This is a genomic window from Streptomyces sp. NBC_01775 (assembly GCF_035917675.1).
Classification (GTDB): domain Bacteria; phylum Actinomycetota; class Actinomycetes; order Streptomycetales; family Streptomycetaceae; genus Streptomyces.
Genome location: NZ_CP109104.1, coordinates 7,891,486 through 7,910,989, shown reverse-complemented (window position 1 = coordinate 7,910,989; position 19,504 = coordinate 7,891,486). Strand labels below are relative to the sequence as shown.

Genomic DNA, 19,504 nt, shown 5'->3' with positions numbered 1-19,504 from the left:
CAGCGGGGTGACAGAGCGCGGTGGATGCGCGTCAGAACAGCTGTGTAACCCCGGGTCACCGGCGGGAAAACGGAGCGCGGCGGAAACCGCCCGACTGGCGGCCCTCGGCTATCGCGCGGCCGGATAGGCGATGTAGTCCAGGATGTCGTGCCAGCGGGAGTGGGGGACCTCCAGCGCGGCGGGGTCGATCTCACGCATCCGCGCGGCCAGGCGGCGGGCGGCGCCCACGCAGTCCGCTTCGCCCTCCCCCTCTTCCTCTCCCTCGTCCGGCTCGAAGTCCTCGTCGTAGTGCGGACGTTCCTCCTCCAGCAGACAGAGGAAGCGGACGAAGGACGCCAGATCCGTGTTGAGCACGTAGGGCTCGTCGTGGTCCTGGGGGAACAGGACGAGGGCTCCGGTGCCGCTGTCGAGGGCGAAGTCCTCGTACGGGATCATGCCGATCAGGAGCCAGTTCTCCGCGCCGTCGGGCAGCCCGGGCCAGACCGTGCGCAGGTCCTCCTCGTAGCTGTCGCTCAGCCGCTTGTACTCGGGCTCGTCGCGCTCGATGAGGTCGAACCAGGGGGTGGGGCGTACGGGTATCCCGATGTTGCGGAGGAAGGCACGGCTGGGCTCGTGCCGGATACCCGCCAGGGCCCGCTCCGGCAGGGTGACCAGTTCCTCCGGACGGAACCGCCTTTCGAGCGTCTCCCGGTCGAGGGCTCGCGTCATGTTCTCCGGCTCCGCTTCACTTCATGTTCTCCGGTTCCGCTTCACATCGCTGTCCGGAGTGATCATACGGACGGGGCCGGGGCTACCCGAAGTGGTCATGGTCGGTGAGGATTTCGTCGAGGACGTGACGGTCCTCGGCGGCTCGTTCGGCGTCGGTGTCGAGGTGTTCGGCCAGGCAGATCAGGGCCTTCCACAGGCCCCACCCGCGAGCCCGCGCCCACATGGCGCCGTCCTGGCCGACGGCCGCGCGGAACGCCTCGCGGCTCTCGCCCGAGAACAGCGTCCAGGCGATCACCAGGTCGCAGGCGGGGTCGCCGACGCCGCAGGTCCCGAAGTCGAGGACGGCGGCCAGTTCGCCGTCCCGTACCAGCAGGTTGCCGTGGGCGATGTCGCCGTGGAACCACGTGGGGGGTCCCTGCCAGGCGGAGGCGAGAGCGGCGTCCCACACGGCGGCGGCCCGGGCGGTGTCGATCCGTCCCTCCAGCGCGGCCAGCGCGCGCCGGGTCTCACCGTCGTAGTGGCCCGGCGGCGCGCCCCGGTAGAAGCTGTGCGCCCCCGCACGCGGCCCGTCCGTCGCGTCCACCCGCTGGAGGGCCAGGACGAACTCCGCCACCCGGACGGCGAACCCCGGCAGGTCGTCAACGCGCTCGGGGCGGGCGGTCTCCCCGTCGAGCCACCCGCGCACCGACCAGCTGAAGGGGTACCCCTCCCCCGGCTCGCCCTTGGCCAGCACGGGCGGGACGGGCACCGGCAGCGCCGGGGCGAGGAGGGGCAGCCATCGGTCCTCCTTGTCGACTGCCGGGGCGTAGCCCTCGGCGGTGGGCAGCCGCACCGTCATCTCCTCGCCGAGCCGGTAGGTGCGGTTGTCCCACCCGTCGGCCTCGACCGGCCGGACCGGCAGCCCGCTCCAGCGCGGGAACTGTGCCGCGATCAGACGCTCGACCAGCTCCGCGTCGATTCCCGCGCGGCCGTCGCTGTAGGGGCTTTTGACCATCCAGGGATGGTGACCGGGCCGCCGCGGGTCCCGCAAACGGATATCCGACTCCAGGCAGCAGGATGTTGCCTCGGCAGCGGCTGTAGGCAACGATACGAAATCGCACGGACTTTTTCGGCATAATGGCTCATTCCGGGCGCGAAAAGGCGGGGCGCCTGCACGAGGACTGGTTCCGCGCCTCGCGTGCAACGGAAACACCGTGCACGGAAACACGAACAGAACAGCCCGGAACGAATTGGCCAGGTGACGCTCATGGTTGAGACGGCTTCGCATTCCCAGCAGCCCTCCGGCCACCACGGCAAAGCCGTCGGTATTTCCATCGCAGCCGCCGTCGGCGGCTTTCTCTTCGGTTTCGACTCCTCCGTCATCAACGGCGCTGTCGATGCCCTGGGAGCGCATTTCCGCCTCGGTTCGTTCCTGTCCGGGTTCGTCGTCTCCATTGCCCTGCTGGGCTGCGCCGTGGGCGCCTGGTACGCCGGGCGGCTGGCCGACGGCTGGGGGCGGCGCAATGTGATGCTGCTGGGCTCGGTGATGTTCCTCATCAGCTCCACGGGCTCCGCCTTCGCCTTCTCCGTGCCCGATCTGCTGGTGTGGCGGGTGATCGGCGGGCTGGGCATCGGCATCGCCTCCGTGATCGCCCCGGCCTACATCTCCGAGGTGGCCCCCGCCTCGGGCCGCGGCGCGCTCGGCTCGCTCCAGCAACTGGCCATCACCGTGGGCCAGCTGGTGGTGCTCAGCTCCAACAAGGGCCTGGCGGGCGCCGCCGGCGGCGCCTCGCACGAGCTGTGGTTCGGGATGCAGGCATGGCGCTGGATGTTCCTCGTCGGCGTCGTCCCCGCCCTGGTCTACGGAGGGCTGGCCCTGCTCATTCCCGAGTCCCCGCGCTATCTCGTCCTCACGGGGCAGTACGACCAGGCGGCCGGGGTGCTGGGCCGGGTGTCCGGAGAGGGCGATCCGCAGGCGAAGGTCAGCGAGATCAGGGAGACGCTGCACAAGGAGCACCGCAGCAGCTTCGCCGACATCCGGGGCGAGCAGTTCGGGCTGCATCCGCTGGTGTGGGTGGGCATCATCCTGGCCGCGTTCCAGCAGCTGGTCGGCATCAACGCGATCTTCTACTACTCCACGACGCTGTGGAAGTCGGTCGGCTTCAGCGAGTCCGACTCGTTCACCACCTCCGTGATCACCGCGGGGATCAACGTGGTGATGACGGTGGTCTCCATGTTCTTCGTCGACCGGGTCGGCCGGCGCCGGCTGCTGTCCATCGGCTCGACGGGCATGTTCTTGTCACTGCTGATGACCGCCGTCGCCTTCTCCCAGCAGGAGGGCAGCGGCACCGATGTGTCGCTGCCCCATCCCTACGGGCCGGTCGCGCTGATCGGGGCGAACGCCTTCGTCGTCTTCTTCGCGCTCTCCTGGGGCCCGATCATGTGGATCATGCTGGCGGAGATGTTCCCCAACCGGATGCGGGCCATGGCGCTGGCGATCGGGACCGCCTCCAACTGGATCTTCAACTTCATCGTCACCTTCTCCTTCGAGCCGATGACCCGCAAGGTCGGGCTGTCCTGGCTGTACGGGGCGTTCGCGTTCTTCGCGCTGCTGTCCTTCTTCTTCGTCCAGCGCAAGGTTCCCGAGACCAAACAGCGTTCGCTGGAGCAGATGACCGGCGAGACCCATCAGCGCCCCGGCCGCACCCCGGCCCCGTAGGCGCGGCGCTCACTCCTCGCACAGCGGCTGGGTGGCGCCCTGCTCATGGGCGTGGCCGAACTCGACCAGGAGCCGGTCGGCGTCGGTGAGCAGAACGCCGTGGCTCGGCCAGGCCGCGCCCTCGGCCTCATCGGCGAGCCGGCGGTGCTGCTCGCGGCCCCTCTCCAGGGTGTCGATGAGCGGGTCCTCGCCCTTCGCTCCCTCCTCTGCCTCCTCCATGGATTCCTGGAGCGAGCCGATCAGTCCGGCGGCACGGGAGAGCGTGGCCAGCAGCTCTCCGTAGGCGCGCAGGAAGTCCGCACTCGGACACACCGACGGGTCCTGCTCGCGTACGCGCAGCAGGCCGTAGGCGATGCTGCGGATCTGTTCGCCCGCCCTGCCCAGGGACTCCATCAGGGTGCGGTACCCGGCGAAGCTCCGCGGCACCGAGCGCGGGTGCAGCAGCCTGCGCGGGTTGAGGACGACGCTCTCGGCGCCGTGCTCGACGGCCTCGCGCGCCGAGGCGAGGGTGTCGTCCAGCTGGCGCGCGCGGTGCAGCCAGTCCTCCGCGGTCTCACTGTCGGGCAGCCCGTCGTCCAGACCGTCGGCCATGTCCTTGAGCAGCGTCTGGGTGGCGTTGGAAACCTCTTCGACGCCGCTTGCCGCCGTGCGGTAGCGCAGCGGGGGCAGGACGAACATGCTGATCCCTATACCGACACCGGCGCCCAGCAGCGCCATCATGATGATCTCCCACAGCATGGACTCGCGGGTGCCCAGGAGCGCGTTGTAGGCGAACACACCCGCGACGGAGACCTGAAGGCCCTGGCTGCCCAGCCGCTGCCAGCGGCCGAGGACCAGCGTGATGGCCAGCATCACCGCGAAGGCACCCGCGTTCTCCCCCAGCAGCGGCCCGACCAGGCCCGCCGCCACGACTCCCAGCACCACCGCGAGGACGTAGCGGAAGGACTGCATCAAGGAGCGGTAGGCGGTCGACTGCACCACCAGCAAGGCGGTGAACGGTGCGTAGGTGGGCTGAGGGGAGGCGATCACGTACTGGGCCAGTCCCCACGCCAGCACTCCGGCGGCGCCGCTCTTGAGCAGCAGCAGCGCGGTGTCCCGCTCGGGCCCCGGGCCGCTCCTCGCCCTGCCCAGGCTGTCCCGGATGCGCTGGGGAGCCCGGCTCCGCCACTGGTCCTTCCAGCTCACCGTGGCCTCACTCCTCTCGGTTCGTTCTCCGCGCGAACCCCGGTTCGTCCGCCGCGCGAACGAGTGCCACATGCGGGGCCGATCGCACCTACGACTTGCCGTACGGCGGAAATCCTGGGCGGTCGCCCCCGGCACACCCGCCTCGAACACGGATGAGAGCACCAAAAAGGGACGTAAGAGAGTACGGAGGAATCATGCCTGGCGAGCCGTCACATCTCGGGGAGCCCTGGGCGGGCCGCGCCAGCCGGTGCCGCCGGAGCGCTCGGTGGAGCCGGCCCGCTCCGGGGAGCCGCCGAAGTAGGCGGTCGGGGTGGTGCCGAGGGCGCGGTGGAACATCGCGGTGAAGGCGCTGGGGGTGGCGTACCCGACCGCGCCCGCGACGGCCGTGACCGGCTCGCCGCGAGCGAGCAGCGTGACCGCGTGGACGAGGCGGGACTGCTGCACCCAGTGGGCCAGGCTCATCCCGGTGGCGTCGGGGAACCTGCGCTGGAGACTGCGCGGGCTCATACGGGCACGGGCCGCGGCGCGCGGCGTCGTCCACGGGGCGGCCGGCTCCCGCCGGATCTCGGCGCAGAGGGCGGCGAGCTGAGGGTCCTCGGGCGCGGGCAGACGCAGTGCCGGTACGGGGTGCGGGGCCAGCTCGAGCAGGAGCAGCTCCATCACCTTCCCGTCGCGGCCCTCCGTGTCGTACTCGACCGGCAGCCGGGTCGCCTCGTCCATGAGTTCGCGCAGCAGGGGCGGGACGGAGACGACGGTCGGGTGTGCGGGCAGGTGGCCCGCCGAGGCGGGCTCGATGTAGAGGGTGCGCATGGCGACGGCTCCGGCGCAGGTCATCGCGTGGGTGAGGCCCGCCGGGAGCCAGGCGCCCCGGGTCGCGGGAACGACCCAGACGCCGTGGTCGGTGGCGACGGTGATCGCGCCGGAGGTGCCGTAGATCAGCTGGGCGCGCCGGTGGCGGTGTGCGGGAATGTGGTGCCCGTCGGGCAGGTTCCGGGCCATGGCGGCGACGGGCCTGGGCACGTCCTGGTAGTCGTCGCGATTCTCGCTCTTGCCGTACATGGCGCGTGTTCCCGGGGCTCTCGGTGCGGAGGGGCGTGCTGTCGCCGCCTCTGTCACGGTCCGACGGCGGGCCCCAAGCGGTGCAGCGGCTCAAGCGGCCTGAGACGGTTTGGCGCGGTTCCGACAGATGATGGCGGGACAGCGAAAGTATGCCACCGGCGGTCCGGCCTAGCGTCGGACCATGTGAACAAGACGCCCACTGGGAACAGAACGCCCGCCCGCACCGGAAACCGGCGCACTCGCCCCCGCCCCGCCCGTCCGCTCCGCACGCCGACGCTCATGCTGGCGACGGCCGCCGCCGTCACGGCCGCCAACGTCTACCTGAGCCAGCCCCTCCTGGCCTCCCTCGCCCGCTCGTTCGAGGCCGGGCCCGATCTCCTCGGGGCAGTCCCCATGGCCACGCAGCTGGGGTACGCGGCGGGCATCTTGCTGCTCGTCCCGGCCGGGGACAGCGGTGACCGGCGGCGGCTGATCCTCCGCCTGGGCGCGGCGTCCACCGTCGCGCTGGTCGCGTGCGCGTCGGCGCCCACGGTGCGGTGGCTGATCATGGCGAGCTTCGCGCTCGGCCTGCTCTCCCCCGTCCCGCAGTTGGTGGCGCCGCTCGCCGTCGCGCTGGCCGCGACAGGCGAAGACAGCGGGACCGGCGGGACCGGCGGCGGCAAGGGCGCGCGTGGCCGGGTCGTCGGCACCGTGCAAGGCGGGCTGCTGATCGGGGTGCTGGCCTCCCGCGCCTACTCGGGCGCGCTCGCCGAGGCGGTCGGGTGGCGGGGCGTGTACGTCTGCTCCGCCGCCTTGACCCTCACGCTCGTGTGCGCCCTGCGGCGGGCCCTGCCCGCTGCCCCGCCCGCCGGCGCCACGGGCTACCGCGCCTCGCTGGCCTCGCTGCCCCGGCTCGCCGCCCACCCGCTGGTGGCGCGGATCGTCGCATCCGGAGCGCTGGTGGGCATCGCGTTCGGCGCTTTCTGGACGGCGCTGACGTTCTTGCTGGAGCACGGCTTCCACTTCGGCTCCGCCGCGACCGGGCTGTTCGGCCTGGTGGCCGCGGCCAGCGCGCTCGCCTCTCCGTGGGCCGGGCGGGCGGCCGACCGGCTCGGGCGCCGGGGCGCACTGGCCGCGCTCATCGGGCTGGTGGCCGTGGGGTGGCTGCTCCTGCTGCCGGGCGGCACCGGGCTGTGGTGGCTGATCGCGGGCGTGATCGTGGTGGACGTGGGCGTCTGGGGCAGTCAGGCGGTGTGCCAGACCGTGCTGTTCACGCTGGACCCAACTGTGCACAGTCGCCTCAACACCCTCTACTTCACCTGCCGCTTCCTCGGGATCGCCCTCGGCTCGCTGGCCGGTTCGCTGGCGTGGGCGCACGGCGGCTGGACCACGGTGGTGGCCACCGGGACGGTCTGCACCCTGGCGGGCCTCGTGGTCGGTCTGCTGCCGGTACGCGACGTGTGAGCGGCCCCCCAGCCGCGCACGCCAGATCCGCGGCCCACCACTGAGGCCGCGGTGAACACGCGGGGCCCGGACCCGGCGGTGCGGGCCGGGCCCCGCCTTCCGGGCTCAGCGCTTGCCGCCCGCTTCCCGTGAAAGCTTGCCTGCCTTACCGGGGTTGGCGGGCTTCGCAGGCTTGCCGGCCTTGCCGGGTTCGGCATGCTTGCCTGCCTTGCCGGGGCTGCCGGGCCTCCCCATGGAGCGGGCCGGGAGGAAGTTGTAATAGTGGGAGCCGTCGCCCGCGTTGAGGAGACCGGCGAGGTGGTTGGCGCTGACGGTGTAGGTGGACGGCACGTTCGTGTAGTCGCCGCTCATATCGGCCGCCGGGTCGGTGACGGTGAGGTTGCCCGCCGCGTCGTAGCCGTGGACGGTCACATAGTGGCCCACGTTCCGGTCCGGGTAGGCCGAGTGCAGTTTGTTGTTCTCGGTGGACAGGACGTTGACCACCATGGCGTGGCCGCGGCTGCCGATCGTCGACTTGGCGTCGGTCAGGAGCTGCTTGGCCTTCTCCCCCTTGGAAGTGTCCTCGTCGAAGGCCCGGTTGACGTAGGGCTCGCCCAAGCCGCTGCCGCTGAGGGCCGTGTTCATCCCTTCGGTGACAGCCGTGATGGCGCGAGTCTCGGGCTCGAGGACTCCCGTCACCATCAAGTCGGCCAGGTTCTCCTGGGTCATCGGCTTGTCGACCCAGGTCGCGAGCGCCTGGCGCGACGAGGCCGGACCGCACCACCACGAGTGCTCCTCCTGGTACCAGGGCACGTCGAGCTGCTTGCCGGACGGAGCCGCCACCGGGTCCTTGCGGACACCGATCCCCTCCCGGGGGCTCGCCTTGGCCGCCCGAGGGCCTGACATGCGCTCACCCGGGTCCGCCTCACCGCACCCCGTCAGTGCCGCGGCCCCCAGAAGTGCCAGGACAGCGGCCCCGGCAACGGTGACCCTGGTGTCGCGCGCCCTTATTCGACGTCCCGTACCGTTCATAGCGACCTCCCCCGATGGCCCGCGCCTCGGTCGGTGCGGGCTCTGTCCTCAGAGTGGCCACTTCCGGCACGGAAGCATCGCTTCCTGGACTGTCCATGACAGGCTTGTGACCGGAAGTGACGGCACCGCCACACATGCGGCTGACGTCATACTCCTGTCACAGCAGGCCAGGGAGCGGTGACTTCCGGGGCAGTTGGGGAGCTAACCTTCGAAGGGCGGCTTCATTGACGGCGCGAAGCGGTCGAGGCAGGCGCAACGGGGGGAGGGACTGTCGATGTCGGATGCTCGGAACAGCTCCGAGGAGGACGGGACGCGAGGTCTGCGTCCCCGGCGGCTCGTCGAGGAGGCGGCCGGTTCTTCCGAGGAGCCCGGCCGCCGAGGGCCGGCCAGCGTACGGGCCCGCTGCACCGGGGCGCTGACCAGCACCTGGGCAGCGATTCGCCCCAGCCGCCGCAGGGCGACGGGGTACATCGCGATCTGCTCGGTCGGCGCGCTCCTCGGCACCTCGATCGCCGTCGGCTCCGGCAAGGCGGGCGCCGTGCCCGACCTGTCCGACATCGGCGCCTGGCTGACCAGCTCCCGCACCGGCGAGGCCGCGCACGCCAACGGGCTGACCGGCGACGTGGACGGCAAGGTCAAGCTGCCCGGCATGGGCGACCATCCGGTGTCGATCTCCCAGGACGGCAAAACCATCCTGGTGCTGGACAAGAAGACGGGGAAGGTAGTCCGCATCGACCCCTCCCAGCTGACCGCCGAGCAGTCCTCCCGCTACGCCTCCGGCCGCCTCCAGTTGGTGGCAGGCGGCTCGTACGCGTATCTCGTCGACCCCGTCAAGAGCACGGTGCAGCGCATCGACCCGGTCCGTACGACACCGGTCGGCGGCCCCGTCGACCTGGGTGCGGGCCCGCTGGGCAAGGCGGTCGCCGACTCCAAGGGGACGCTGTGGGTGCCGCAGCCCGCCAAGGGCCGCGTCGTGCCCGTCGTTCCCGGCAAGAAGGGCGGTCCGCGCACCAAGAAGGCCGACGGGATCAAGATCTCCGGCAAGAGCAAGCGCGCCTCGGCCCTGGCGATGACGCTGGCCGACGGCCGCCCGGTGGTGACCGACACCGAGGGCGGAACCGTCACGCTGCTGCACCGCAAGGGGCGCGGGCTGCGCTTCAAGCTGCCGCGCGACATCAGGAACGCGCCCCCGGGATCGGTGCTCGTACCGCCGTCGACGGCCGGTGACATCGTGCCCGTGCTGGCGCGCAAGTCCGGCCGTATGACGCTGGTCAACACCCGTACGGGCGCGCTGCTGACGGCTTCGGTGGGTGCGTCGAAGCACGAGTACGGCACCCCCCAGGTGCTCGGCTCGAAGGTGTACGTGCCCGACCACAGCAACGGCACCCTCCGGGTCTACGACACCGAGGCGGCGGCGATCGAGAAGCCCGTCAAAGTCACTGGCAAGCACGGCGAACTCAGCCTCTTCGTCCGCGACGGCCTGCTCTGGGTCAACGACGAGAACAACGCGACGGCGGTGGTGATCAACTCCAAGGGCGAGGTCAACCGCGTGCGCAAGTACCACGACGACGCGCCCTCGGGCCGCAAGCCCCGCGAGAACATCCCCGGCGACAGCGGCAACCGCAGCCCCGCACCGGGCCCGAACGCCCCCAACCCGGCGCCCGAAGGCCCCTCGGGACCCAACGGCCCGGGAGGCGACAACGACGGGCCCGACGGGCCCGGGTCGAAGCCGGGCGGCAAGCCCGGAGGGCGGGAGAAGCCGGGCAACCCCGCGCCGGGCAAGCCGGATCCGGGGCCCAAGCCGAAGCCCAAACCCGAGCCCGAACCGGAGAACCCCGACGACACCGCGAAGCCCGTGCCGCCCGGCACCCCGCAGGCACAGTCGGGCGCGGGTTTCATCACGGTCACCTTCTCCCCGTCGTCCGGGGTGAAGCCGACGGGCTACCGGCTCAAGGGCGCACCGGCGGGCGCCGAGGTGAAGCCCGGCAAGGTCGGCCCCGAGGGCCCGTTCACCTTCCAGGTGAACGGTGGGGAGTGCGGCAAGGAGTACACCTTCACCGTCGTCGCCGAGTTCTCCGACGGAGACACGAAGGAGTCCGGCCGCTCCGGGCCCACCCGTCCGTGCGTGGCACCCGGCGCTCCGCAGAACCTCGCGCGCTCCTTCCCGCAGGGCGGCCGGGGCATCAACCTGACCTGGGACAAGCCCGCCAACGCCGGGGCGAACGGGACGACTTACACGGTGTCGGGGGCCGGTGGGGCTCCGAAGCCGACGGACAAGACGGCACTCGACCTCAGAGGCCTGGCGAACAACAAGACCTACAACCTCTCCGTGGCCGCCGCCAACGCGGCGGGCTCCGGCGGCTCCACCGCCCTCACGGTCGATCTGTCCCAGCCGATGAACCTGGAGATCGCGGACAACGTGGCCGACGACACGGCCGTGGGTGTGCGCAGCCAGCCCAGCTCTTCCGCGGGCCAGCGCGTGGACAAGATTCCCCCCGGCGAGCTCCCGGCCATCAAGGTGATCTGCCAGCTGGAAGGGACGCCGGAGGTGCACGACACCTACGGCTGGAAGAGCAAGATCTGGGACCGCGTCGAGTGGAAGGGGCAGACCGCCTACGTGAGCGATCTGTGGGTGAGCACCAAGAATCATAAACAAGGCGAATTCTCACCGGAGGTCTGGCGATGCGACTAGAAAACAACGGTGGCGCCTCGACCGACTCGGTGGCGCTCCTGTCCCAGTGCTTCCACGCGCTGGGCGACAACATCGAACGTGTCGTCAAGGGCAAGCGGGAGACGGTGGAGCTGGCGCTCGTCTGCCTGTTCTCCGAGGGGCACCTGCTCATCGAGGACGTGCCGGGCACCGGCAAGACGACGCTGGCGCGCTGTCTCGCCGCCTCGCTGGAAGCCAGCTGGCACCGCGTGCAGTTCACGCCCGACCTGCTGCCCTCCGACATCACCGGCGTGACCATCTACCGGCAGAACACCGGCACGTTCGAGTTCCTGCCTGGCCCGGTCTTCGCGAACATCGTGCTCGGGGACGAGGTCAACCGTGCCTCCCCCAAGACCCAGTCCTCGATGCTGGAGGTCATGGAGGAGCGGCAGGTGACCGCTGACGGCACCACCCACCCGGTCCCCCGCCCCTTCATGGTGATCGCCACGCAGAACTCGGTGGACATGGGCGGCACCTACCCGCTGCCCGAGGCGCAGCTCGACCGGTTCCTGATGCGGGTCACCATCGGCTACCCCGACCACGCCTCGGAGGTGGCGGTGCTGTCGGGCGCCGCCTCCGAGACGAGCATCGGCCAGCTTCCGACGATCGCGACGGGCCGGCACATCTCTGAGTTCATCCAGGTCGCGCGGCAGATCCAGGTCGCCCCGCAGCTCTACGACTACCTGGTGCGAGTCGTGGCGGCCACCCGTGAGCTGCCCGAGGTCCGGCTCGGCGCGAGCCCCCGGGGCTCGGTGGCGCTGCTGCGCGCCGTACGGGTGCGGGCCGCGTCCCAGGGGCGGGCGTACGCGCTGCCGGAGGACGTGAAGGCGCTGGCGGGTCCGGTGCTCGCGCACCGGCTCATCCTCACTCCCGAGGCGGAGCTGAGCGGCAGCAGCGGCGCGGACGTCATCGCGGAGGCCCTGGCGACCGTCCCGGTACCGCAGGCGGGGGCCCAGCTCTGATGCTGTCGCCGACGGGTTGGGGGGCACTGGTCGGCGGCGCCGCGCTCACCGGCGCGGGGTACGGCTTCGGGTACGAGGAGGCGGCGATGCTCGGGTTCGCCTGTCTGCTCGGCGTGGTCGTGGCCCTGGTGTGGACCGCGCGCGGGCCCCGGCTGGCGGCCCGGCGGCGGGTCACGCCACGCAAGGTCGCACGCGGCGAGCGGGCGGACGGCTCGGTCACGCTCACCAACACCGGCAGCCGCACGCTTCGGGGGCTGCGTTTCACCGACATGTGCGGCGACACCCCGCTCGTCCTGGAGATTCCCTCGCTGGCTGCCGGTGAGGAGCACACCGCGCTGTACGCGCTGCCCACCGAGCGGCGCGGCAGGATTCCGCTCGGGCCGCTGCGGCTGGAGCGCGCCGATCCGCTCGGACTGGCCCGTCGGGTAAGGGTGTTCGCCCCGGCCGAGGGGGGCACGGACACGCTGCTGGTGCGGCCCCGGGTCTGTCTGCTGCCGGTGCTGCCCTCGGGGAAGGCCCACCATGTGGAGGGGCCGACCTCGGACACGGCGGACGAGGGTTCGCTGACCTTCCACGCGCTGCGCGAGTACGTCCTGGGCGACGATCTGCGCCGGGTGCACTGGCGCTCCAGCGCGCGCACCGGAACGCTGATGGTCAAGCAGCTCGTGGACGTCTCCCTGCCGCACACCACGGTCGTGCTCGACACCCGGGCCGTGGCGTACCGCACCGAGGACGACTTCGAACTGGCGGTGGACAGCGCCGCTTCCGTCGCGTTCGCCGCCGCGCGCTCGCACTTCCCCGTGACTCTCCTCGGTGACGCGGGCCCGATCCTGCGCACCGACGGCGGCGGCGGCAACGACGCCGACGCGCTGCTGGACCGGCTCGCGCTGGTGCGGCGCTCGGCCAGGACATCGGCCGCTGCGGCCTTCGACGACCTGGAGCGCTCGCGCGCCAGCGGCACGCTGGTGGTGATCAGCGGCACCGAGGACGCGACGGGGCTGACGGCGCTGGACCGCGTGCGGCGGCGCTTCGACCGGACCGTGCTGGTGCGCGCCGGCGCCGACGCGCACGTACCCGAAGGCCCCGAGCGCAGAGCCCTGGGTACCGACGTGCCCCAGCTGCATGTCTCCGCGCTGGACGCGCTGCTCGCGGGCTGGCGGTGGGAGGCCGTCCGATGAGTACCAGCCCGCGCGCCACAGCGCTTCCCGGGCAGCGTCCCGCCACCTACGACGGCCCGTCGTGGGCACCGCCCCGCCCGGCGGCACCCGGCTCCGCCTCCTCCCCCCGTCCCGTCGGGCCTCCTGACAGCTCCGACGGCGGACCCGGCGCGGGCGGCGGTCCCGCCACCTCGGCCGCCTCAGCACGGCGTCCCCTCTCGCGGGCCCGGCGGCTGTGGTCGCTGCTGCCGGTCGCCGGGCTGGTGGCGAGCTGCGGTCTGGGCTTCCACCGGGTCTTCGGCACCGGCGCCCTCGTGCCCGTGGTGCCGGTCGCCGTGCTCGTCCCGATGGCCCTGTCCACGGGGCTGCTGCTGCTCCAGAGCCGCAAGGGGCGCCCGGCACCGCTGTGGCCCTCGCTGGTGCTCGGCGCCGTGGCCTGGCTGGTCGTGGCGTGCGCGACGCTGTTCCGGAGCACGGGAGGGGGGCTGCCGACGGGCGGCGCGGTGGCCGAGTCCTGGTCGGCGCTGCTGGATTCGCCGCACGCGATCCTCACCACGATCCTCCCGGCGCCCACCGGGCCCGACTTCCTCGTCCTGCCGCACGCGGTGGTGTGGCTGGCGTCGCTGACCGCCACCGAGCTGGCGCTGCGCACCCGCGGGCCGCTGCTGCCCGCCCTGCCGCCGGTGCTGGCCTTCGGTTTCCCGCTGGTGCTGGGCGCCGACGGGCCCGGCACCAACCGGCCGGCCGCCGTGGGCCTGGTCGCCTGTGCGGCGCTGCTCGTGCTGCTGCGCTCCCCCTCGGCGCGGCGAAGTGCCGTGCGGACGCTGGCCGGTGGCCTGCCCGTGATCGCCGTCCTCGCGCTCGCCGCGGCCCTGCTGGGCCCCCGGCTGCCGGGGCTGGACACGCGCGAACCGTACGATCTGCGCCACCAGGTGAAGCCGCCGACCGTGCACCCGCAGAGCACCAGCCCGCTCGACCAGGTCCCCGCCTGGCTCCAGCGCCCCGAGACGCGGCTGTTCACCGTCCGCGCCCCCGGCGGCCACAACTGGCGGCTCGCCGTCCTGGACAGGTACGACGGCGTCAAGTGGACCTCCGGTGCCGAACTGGCCCGCTCGGGAGGGCGCGTGCCGCCCGAGCCGGGCGCCGATCCGGGGCGCACGCGGCGCGTCGAGCAGAAGTTCACCCTTCAGGGCCTGCCCGGCATGTGGCTGCCCGCCGCCGACCGGCCCGCGTCGGTCACCTCGGTGCGCGGCGGCAAAGCCGGGCAGGACAAGAACGGACAGACCAAGGACGGCAAGGACGCCAAGGACAGCGAGAATCTCGTCGTCGACCCGGCCGGCGGCGTCGTGGCGACGGGCGCCGGCGGGGCCACCGGCACCGAGGTCAACTCCGGGCTGTCGTACACCGCCGTGTCCCAGGAGCCGGTGTACGACGTCAAGCGCCTCCAGTACGCGGCGGCGCCCGGCGGCCGGTACACCAGCCTGCCGCGCACCGACGCGGCGGGAAAGCCGATCGCCTCGTTCAAGACGTTCACGAAGCTGGCCGCCACGGCGACGGCCGGCAGCAGCTACCCGTATCAGCAGGCGACCCGGCTGGCGGCCTGGCTGCGCGAGCGCTACCGCTACGACCCCAAGTCCGTGCCCGGACACGCCTACCGCAACCTGGAGTTCTTCCTCACCACCGGCAAGCACGGCACCTCCGAGCAGTTCGCCGCCGCCTTCGCCGTCATGGCCCGTTCGCTGGGGCTGCCCACTCGGGTCACGGTCGGCTTCCGTCCGGGAGAGGCGAAGGACGGCGGGAAGGGCAAGGCGGCCGGGACCCGGCAGGTGACCGGGCGGGACGCGCTCGCCTGGCCCGAGGTGAGGTTCAAGGGCATCGGCTGGGTGCCGTTCTACCCCACCCCCGGACAGGCGTCGAAGGACCGCTCCTCGGTGCCGCCCGCGGGCCAGCCCAAGAAGCGGGAGAAGGCGGACCGGGACGCGGCCGAGCAGCCCCGTCCCTCCGTGCCGCCGAAGCAGAAGGACAGCGACAAGAAGAGCGACAGTCAGGACGCGGCCTCCGGCACCGGAGGCGGACTGCCCGCCTGGGTCTACGCCCCGCTCGCGGTGCTGCTCCTGGCAGCGGCCTACTGCCTGTTCGCGGCCTGGATGCCCTACCGCAGGCGCAGCAGACGCCGGGGGGCACGCGATCCGGGGCAGCGCGTGCTCGGCGCGTGGCGGCAGATCGTCGACCGCCTCACCGAGATCGGGCTGCCCGCCACCGCGGCCCACACCGCGACGGAGGTGGCGGCCTTCGGCACCGAGCGGGTCGGCGGCGTCGGCAGCGACCAACTTCCCGCGCTCGCCCGGCTGGTGAACGAGGTCGACTACGGGGGGCGCGTGCCCGACAGCGCGGCGGCCGACGCCGCCTGGCGACACTGCGACGCCGTCGAAGAAGTCGTGTTGCGCTCGGTGCCACGCCGGGCCCGGGTCCGCAGGGCGCTGCATCCGCGCACCCTGCTCCGCCAGCTACGTCACAGAGGTGAGAGTCCGTGAACGGGAACCCGAGCTGGGGCGGCCCCCGGGCGGACGACGGAGTCGCGGCGAGCGCCCCCGACCTCCCCCCGCCCACGCTTCCCGCGCTGCCGGACGGCTACCGCGCCCAACGGGTGCTGGGCACCGGCCGGCACTCCACCGCCGTGCTGTGCCGGGAGGAGTCCTCGGCGCGTGACCTCGTCGTCAAGGTGCTCCTGCCCGTCGTCCAGGACGGCGCGCGGCGGCTGGCGGCGCACTCCGAGCTGCTGGCGGCCGGTGCCGCCGCCAAGCACCCGTGTGCCGTCACCGTCGAGGACGCGGGCTTCACCGGTGCCGGACAGCTCTACCTGATCGAGCGGTTGTGCCCCGGCGGCAGCGCGGCGGCCAGGCTGGCCGCCTCCGGAGCCATGTCCGTCGAGGACGTCCTGGTGGCCGGCATACGGCTGGCGCTCGCGCTGCACTCCTCGCACCTCGCCGGGGTGCTGCACCTGGATGTGCGCCCCGCCAACATTCTCTACGACGACGGGGGCGGTGCCCTGCTCGCCGACCACGCGGTGGGCCGGGTCCTCCAGCGCGCCGCGCCGGACACGGGCGCGGTCTTCGACCCGGCGTACACGGCACGGGAGTTGTTCGGCTGGGAGGCCCCGGGCCCCGCGGCCGACGTCTACGCCCTGGGCGCCACGCTCTACGCCCTCCTCGCCGGGGAGCCCGCGCACGCGGAGGCGGCGCGCCGGGGGCCGGCCGCCGTGTACGAGCAGGTCCTCAAGGGCGGGGTGCCGCGCCCGGAGCGGCACGATGTGCCCGAGCCGCTGCTCGTGCTGCTGCACCGGATGATGGCACCGCACCCGGAGGGCCGCCCGCCGCTGACCGAGGTGCACCGGATCCTGCGGACCCTGCTGCCGGTCTCCTGCGCCTCGCGGGTTCCCGATCTCCAGCCGGAGCCGGAGCCGGAGACCCCGCCGCCGGGCTGGGATCCGGCCGACGACGCGCTGACCGAGCCGCCGCCGGAGACCGACGAGGACCCCGACTCGGAGGAGGCGGTCGCGCGGCGCCGCCGCAACCGCAACCGGCTGGTCGCGGCGTCGAGCGCGCTGCTGCTGGTCGGCGGCGCCGTGCTGGCGCTGTTCCTGGTCCGCGCCGCGAACACCTCCGAGGACGCCAAGGCAGCGCGCGACCGTCCCAAGGGCGATCAGCGCTCGGCCCATCCCCTGCCGAAGGGGCAGTTGCCCGCGTTCCAGGCGCAGCGGATCAGCGTCAACCGCGTCGGCGAACAGGTCCAGGTGGCCTGGAGTCCCCCGAAGAAGGCGCAGCCGGTCTACGGGTACGCCGTCGCGGCGCAGACACCCGACGGCGAGCCGCTGAAGGTGAAGAACACGGGCGCGGACGAGCCGAGCGTCGTCTTCAGCGCGTCGGCGGCGAGGCCCGACACCTGTTACGTGGTGACGTCGCTGGTGCAGACCGCCGACGGCAGCGTGGGGCTGGCGGCGGCGGAGACGGTGTGCGGTGGGAAGAAGGAGCAGGGCGGCGGGTCGAGCCCCACCCCTGAGTCCCCGGCGCCGTCCGGCTGAGCGTTCGGGGGCCCTCACTTCGGGAGGTCCCCGGACCTTCGGAGGGGCCCCGGGGCACTTCGGGTATCCCCGGGCCCGTGCGGGCCCGGGGATACCCGAGGGGTCCTACCGGGGCCCGTCCGGCGGGTTCGCCGCCCCCGTGGTTCCGCCGGCGGCGCCGGCTGCCACATCGACCTTGTGGTCGAAGGTGTCGCCGTCGTTCTCGGCCGTCGAGTCCGACCAGTCGGTGAGGGCCTGGAGCTTGCCCTGGAAGACGGCGTTGGGGTCGCCGTTGGACGCCTGAGCCTCCGTCTCGGCCTCCTCGCGGAGCTGGTCGTAGGACTTGAGCGTGCCGTCCTGGTTGAGGCACTCCGCGGGCGGCGGGGGCTCTACCGGATAGCCGGCCTCGTAGAGGTACTTCGTCATGTCGAAGCGCTGCATCCGGTCGTAGTTCGCGTACGGCGCGGCCATCTGCTTCTCGTGAGAGTTCTCCTCGTCCCCCTCGACCCAGGAGTCGGCGCCCTTGCCGATCATGAACTTCGCCGCCTTCCACGAGTACTCGCCGACCTTGGAGGCGAAGGGCACCTCGTCGAGGCCCAGCATGAAGATGTCCTTGAAGACCCCGCGGACGGCCTCCTCCTGCTCGTCCATGTCCTTGCCCGCGGCGACCTCCGCGCGGTATTCGGCGCCCGCGAGGGCACCGAAGGCCCCGGCGACCCGGGACATCTGGTCGGGGTCGGACTCTCCGGCCAGCACCGCGTCGGCGTCGATCTGCGCCGCTCCCCTGATGGCCTCCTCGCTGAAGGCCCCGGCCGCGATGTCGAAGGTGTCGGTCGCCTCGTCGCTGTCGGCGAACGTCGTCAGGAACTGCTCGGTGTCCCCCGGGCTGAGGAAGAACGACGGGTTGATGCCGGGCAGCTCCGTGAAGTTGGGCGGCTCCTGCTGGCTGGATTCGCGGTACGTGGCGTCCTCGGTGCGGGCGCCGGTGGCCATCTCGTGGATGTAGGAGGCGGCGAGGTTGGCCATGGAGTCCTTCATGCTCCACGGGGTGTCCTTGCCCTTGTCCCCCATGAAGACCATGGTCTCGAACGCGAACTGGGCCGCGCCGGGGCTGTGCTGGCCAGGCTGTTCGGTGCCCACGCCGGAGCCGGACTCCATGGCGCGGCCCAGCGCGTCGGCCACGTCGTCGCCCGTGCCGTGGCCGGCCGCGTAGTCGGTGAACTGGCCGAAGGCCTCCGTGTAGCTGCCCGGGTGCATGCCCCACAGCACGTTGCGAGCGGCGATGGAGTCCTTGCCCAGCAGGTTGAGGGCGAGCGCGACATTGTCCTCGGACAGGCCGAGCGAGGACGCCAACGTGCCAAAGCCGCCACGCCAGTCGGTGCTGTCCGGATCCTTGGCGAAGTCGTCGAGGGCGAGGTTCTCCGCGGCGGTCTCGATGAATTCGGTGGGAAAGTGGCCGTACTGGAGCAGCGCGAGGCGGCTCCACGCGTCCGACGGGTACTCCGAGGGGGCGAGCAGCATCTCCTCGACCTGGTCGAACCCGGGCGTCGCCAGGTACTCGGCGCTGACCGCCGTGCCCAGCGCGCGGCTGAAGGTCTCCAGGTCCTCGGCTCCCGTGGTGCTGCCCGACTGGGCCATCAGATCGGGCAGTATCCCCAGCTTGTTCTCGCCGAGCCCGGCGAAGAAGGCGGCGGCCACCTCCGGGTCGTTGATGTAGGGGGCCAGGTCCTCGGCGATGTCGTGGATCTCCTCGGCGCCGGCCTGGTCGACGGTGTCGATGTTGTTCAGCCGCGCTGCCAGCTCCCTGCCCTTGCGCTGGGCCTCCTCCAGCGACATGAGCGTGTCCGGGATCTGGACCATGGTCCGGTTCGGGTCCGGGGCGTTCTGCTCGATGGCCACCGCGAGGTCGAAGCGCCGCTTGAGCATGGGCAGCTGGCCCTCCACCCAGGAGCTGATGCCGCCGAGGCTGGTGAGCGCCCCGGTGTCGACCCCGAGTGCGGAGAACCGGTTGACCCAGGATGCCTGGGCGCCGCCCAGCGACTCCACGGCCCCGTCCAGCGAACTGATCATCGTGTTGAGCCGGCCGGGGTCGATACCGCTGAAACAGCTCGACCCGTACCCGCCGTCTGGTTCAGTCACCAGATGTCCCCCTTCGTCCTCAGATCATCTTCCGGTAGGCCCGGGCATCACTCAGCGGGATCTCCTCGGGTGTGACGCTCAGTTGGGCGTCCACCGCTGCGAGCACCTCGTCCGCGAGCCGGTGCACGTCGGTCTTGCGGCCCTCGACCTCGGCGCCGAAGATCTCGGCCGTCGGGCCCTCCCAGACTCCCCCCTCCCCCATGTCCTGCGCGGCACGGTCCAGCGCGCCGGCGATGGTCTCCTGCTGGAGCACCACATCGTCCCGAAGGAGTTCGAGGTCGGCCCTGATCGGGCTCGGTACCAGGTTGTCCGCGGGCTGGCTCACGCTTCCCCCTTGCTTTGTTCATCCCCGTCGCCGCTGCCTGTCCCCGC

Annotated in this window: 14 protein-coding genes; 7 read left to right on the top strand and 7 right to left on the bottom strand. The window is 72.1% G+C overall.

What is annotated here, in order from left to right:
* Positions 1 to 108: 108 nt before the first annotated feature.
* Positions 109 to 708: an SUKH-4 family immunity protein gene (locus OHB04_RS34915; protein WP_326691636.1), complete on the bottom strand. Its 600-nt coding sequence runs from the start codon at positions 706 to 708 to the stop codon at positions 109 to 111.
* A gap of 82 nt (positions 709 to 790) precedes the next feature.
* Positions 791 to 1,702 (bottom strand): aminoglycoside phosphotransferase family protein, encoded by a 912-nt coding sequence (locus OHB04_RS34910; protein ID WP_326809023.1) that lies wholly within the window; start codon positions 1,700 to 1,702, stop codon positions 791 to 793.
* 183 nt (positions 1,703 to 1,885) lie between these two features.
* On the opposite strand from OHB04_RS34910, the gene OHB04_RS34905 reads away from it, so the two are divergent.
* Entirely contained in the window at positions 1,886 to 3,406 is a 1,521-nt protein-coding gene (locus OHB04_RS34905; protein WP_326809022.1) for a sugar porter family MFS transporter, read from the top strand.
* Between the two features lie 9 nt (positions 3,407 to 3,415).
* Here the strand turns inward: OHB04_RS34905 and OHB04_RS34900 are convergent, their stop codons facing one another.
* Positions 3,416 to 4,591 (bottom strand): FUSC family protein, encoded by a 1,176-nt coding sequence (locus OHB04_RS34900; protein ID WP_326809021.1) that lies wholly within the window; start codon positions 4,589 to 4,591, stop codon positions 3,416 to 3,418.
* A 192-nt stretch (positions 4,592 to 4,783) separates the two neighbouring features.
* Positions 4,784 to 5,650 (bottom strand): AraC family transcriptional regulator, encoded by an 867-nt coding sequence (locus OHB04_RS34895; RefSeq protein WP_326809020.1) that lies wholly within the window; start codon positions 5,648 to 5,650, stop codon positions 4,784 to 4,786.
* Between the two features lie 279 nt (positions 5,651 to 5,929).
* On the opposite strand from OHB04_RS34895, the gene OHB04_RS34890 reads away from it, so the two are divergent.
* Positions 5,930 to 7,093 (top strand): MFS transporter, encoded by a 1,164-nt coding sequence (locus OHB04_RS34890; RefSeq protein ID WP_326691631.1) that lies wholly within the window; start codon positions 5,930 to 5,932, stop codon positions 7,091 to 7,093.
* A 105-nt stretch (positions 7,094 to 7,198) separates the two neighbouring features.
* Here OHB04_RS34890 and OHB04_RS34885 read toward each other — a convergent pair whose 3' ends face one another.
* Positions 7,199 to 7,978, bottom strand: coding sequence for a C39 family peptidase (locus tag OHB04_RS34885; RefSeq protein WP_326809019.1), 780 nt, complete (start codon positions 7,976 to 7,978; stop codon positions 7,199 to 7,201).
* Positions 7,979 to 8,378: 400 nt separating this feature from the next.
* Between OHB04_RS34885 and OHB04_RS34880 the strand changes: the two genes are divergently transcribed.
* From OHB04_RS34880 to OHB04_RS34860, 5 genes are read left to right on the top strand one after another with little or no spacing between them, the layout of a single operon-like run.
* The gene (locus OHB04_RS34880) at positions 8,379 to 10,796 is read left to right on the top strand and encodes a fibronectin type III domain-containing protein (protein WP_326809018.1); all 2,418 of its coding nucleotides are present in this window, start codon (positions 8,379 to 8,381) and stop codon (positions 10,794 to 10,796) included.
* Positions 10,787 to 11,776 carry an AAA family ATPase gene (locus OHB04_RS34875; protein WP_326691628.1) on the top strand — a complete coding sequence of 330 codons (990 nt, stop codon included), beginning with the start codon at positions 10,787 to 10,789 and terminating at the stop codon, positions 11,774 to 11,776. The genes OHB04_RS34880 and OHB04_RS34875 overlap by 10 nt, the downstream gene beginning before the upstream one ends.
* The gene (locus OHB04_RS34870) at positions 11,776 to 12,954 is read left to right on the top strand and encodes a DUF58 domain-containing protein (protein WP_326809017.1); all 1,179 of its coding nucleotides are present in this window, start codon (positions 11,776 to 11,778) and stop codon (positions 12,952 to 12,954) included. Before OHB04_RS34875 ends, OHB04_RS34870 begins: the two co-directional genes overlap by 1 nt.
* A complete protein-coding gene (locus OHB04_RS34865) occupies positions 12,951 to 15,467 on the top strand; it encodes a DUF3488 and transglutaminase-like domain-containing protein (RefSeq protein WP_326809016.1) in 2,517 nt (838 codons plus the stop codon). Before OHB04_RS34870 ends, OHB04_RS34865 begins: the two co-directional genes overlap by 4 nt.
* On the top strand, positions 15,464 to 17,014 hold the full coding sequence (locus OHB04_RS34860; protein ID WP_326809015.1) for a serine/threonine-protein kinase: 1,551 nt from the start codon (positions 15,464 to 15,466) through the stop codon (positions 17,012 to 17,014). Before OHB04_RS34865 ends, OHB04_RS34860 begins: the two co-directional genes overlap by 4 nt.
* Positions 17,015 to 17,119: 105 nt before the next feature.
* Here OHB04_RS34860 and OHB04_RS34855 read toward each other — a convergent pair whose 3' ends face one another.
* Positions 17,120 to 19,132 (bottom strand): hypothetical protein, encoded by a 2,013-nt coding sequence (locus OHB04_RS34855; protein ID WP_326691624.1) that lies wholly within the window; start codon positions 19,130 to 19,132, stop codon positions 17,120 to 17,122.
* Between the two features lie 19 nt (positions 19,133 to 19,151).
* The gene (locus OHB04_RS34850; RefSeq protein ID WP_326691623.1) at positions 19,152 to 19,457 is read right to left on the bottom strand and encodes a hypothetical protein; all 306 of its coding nucleotides are present in this window, start codon (positions 19,455 to 19,457) and stop codon (positions 19,152 to 19,154) included.
* Between the last annotated feature and the right edge of the window lie 47 nt (positions 19,458 to 19,504).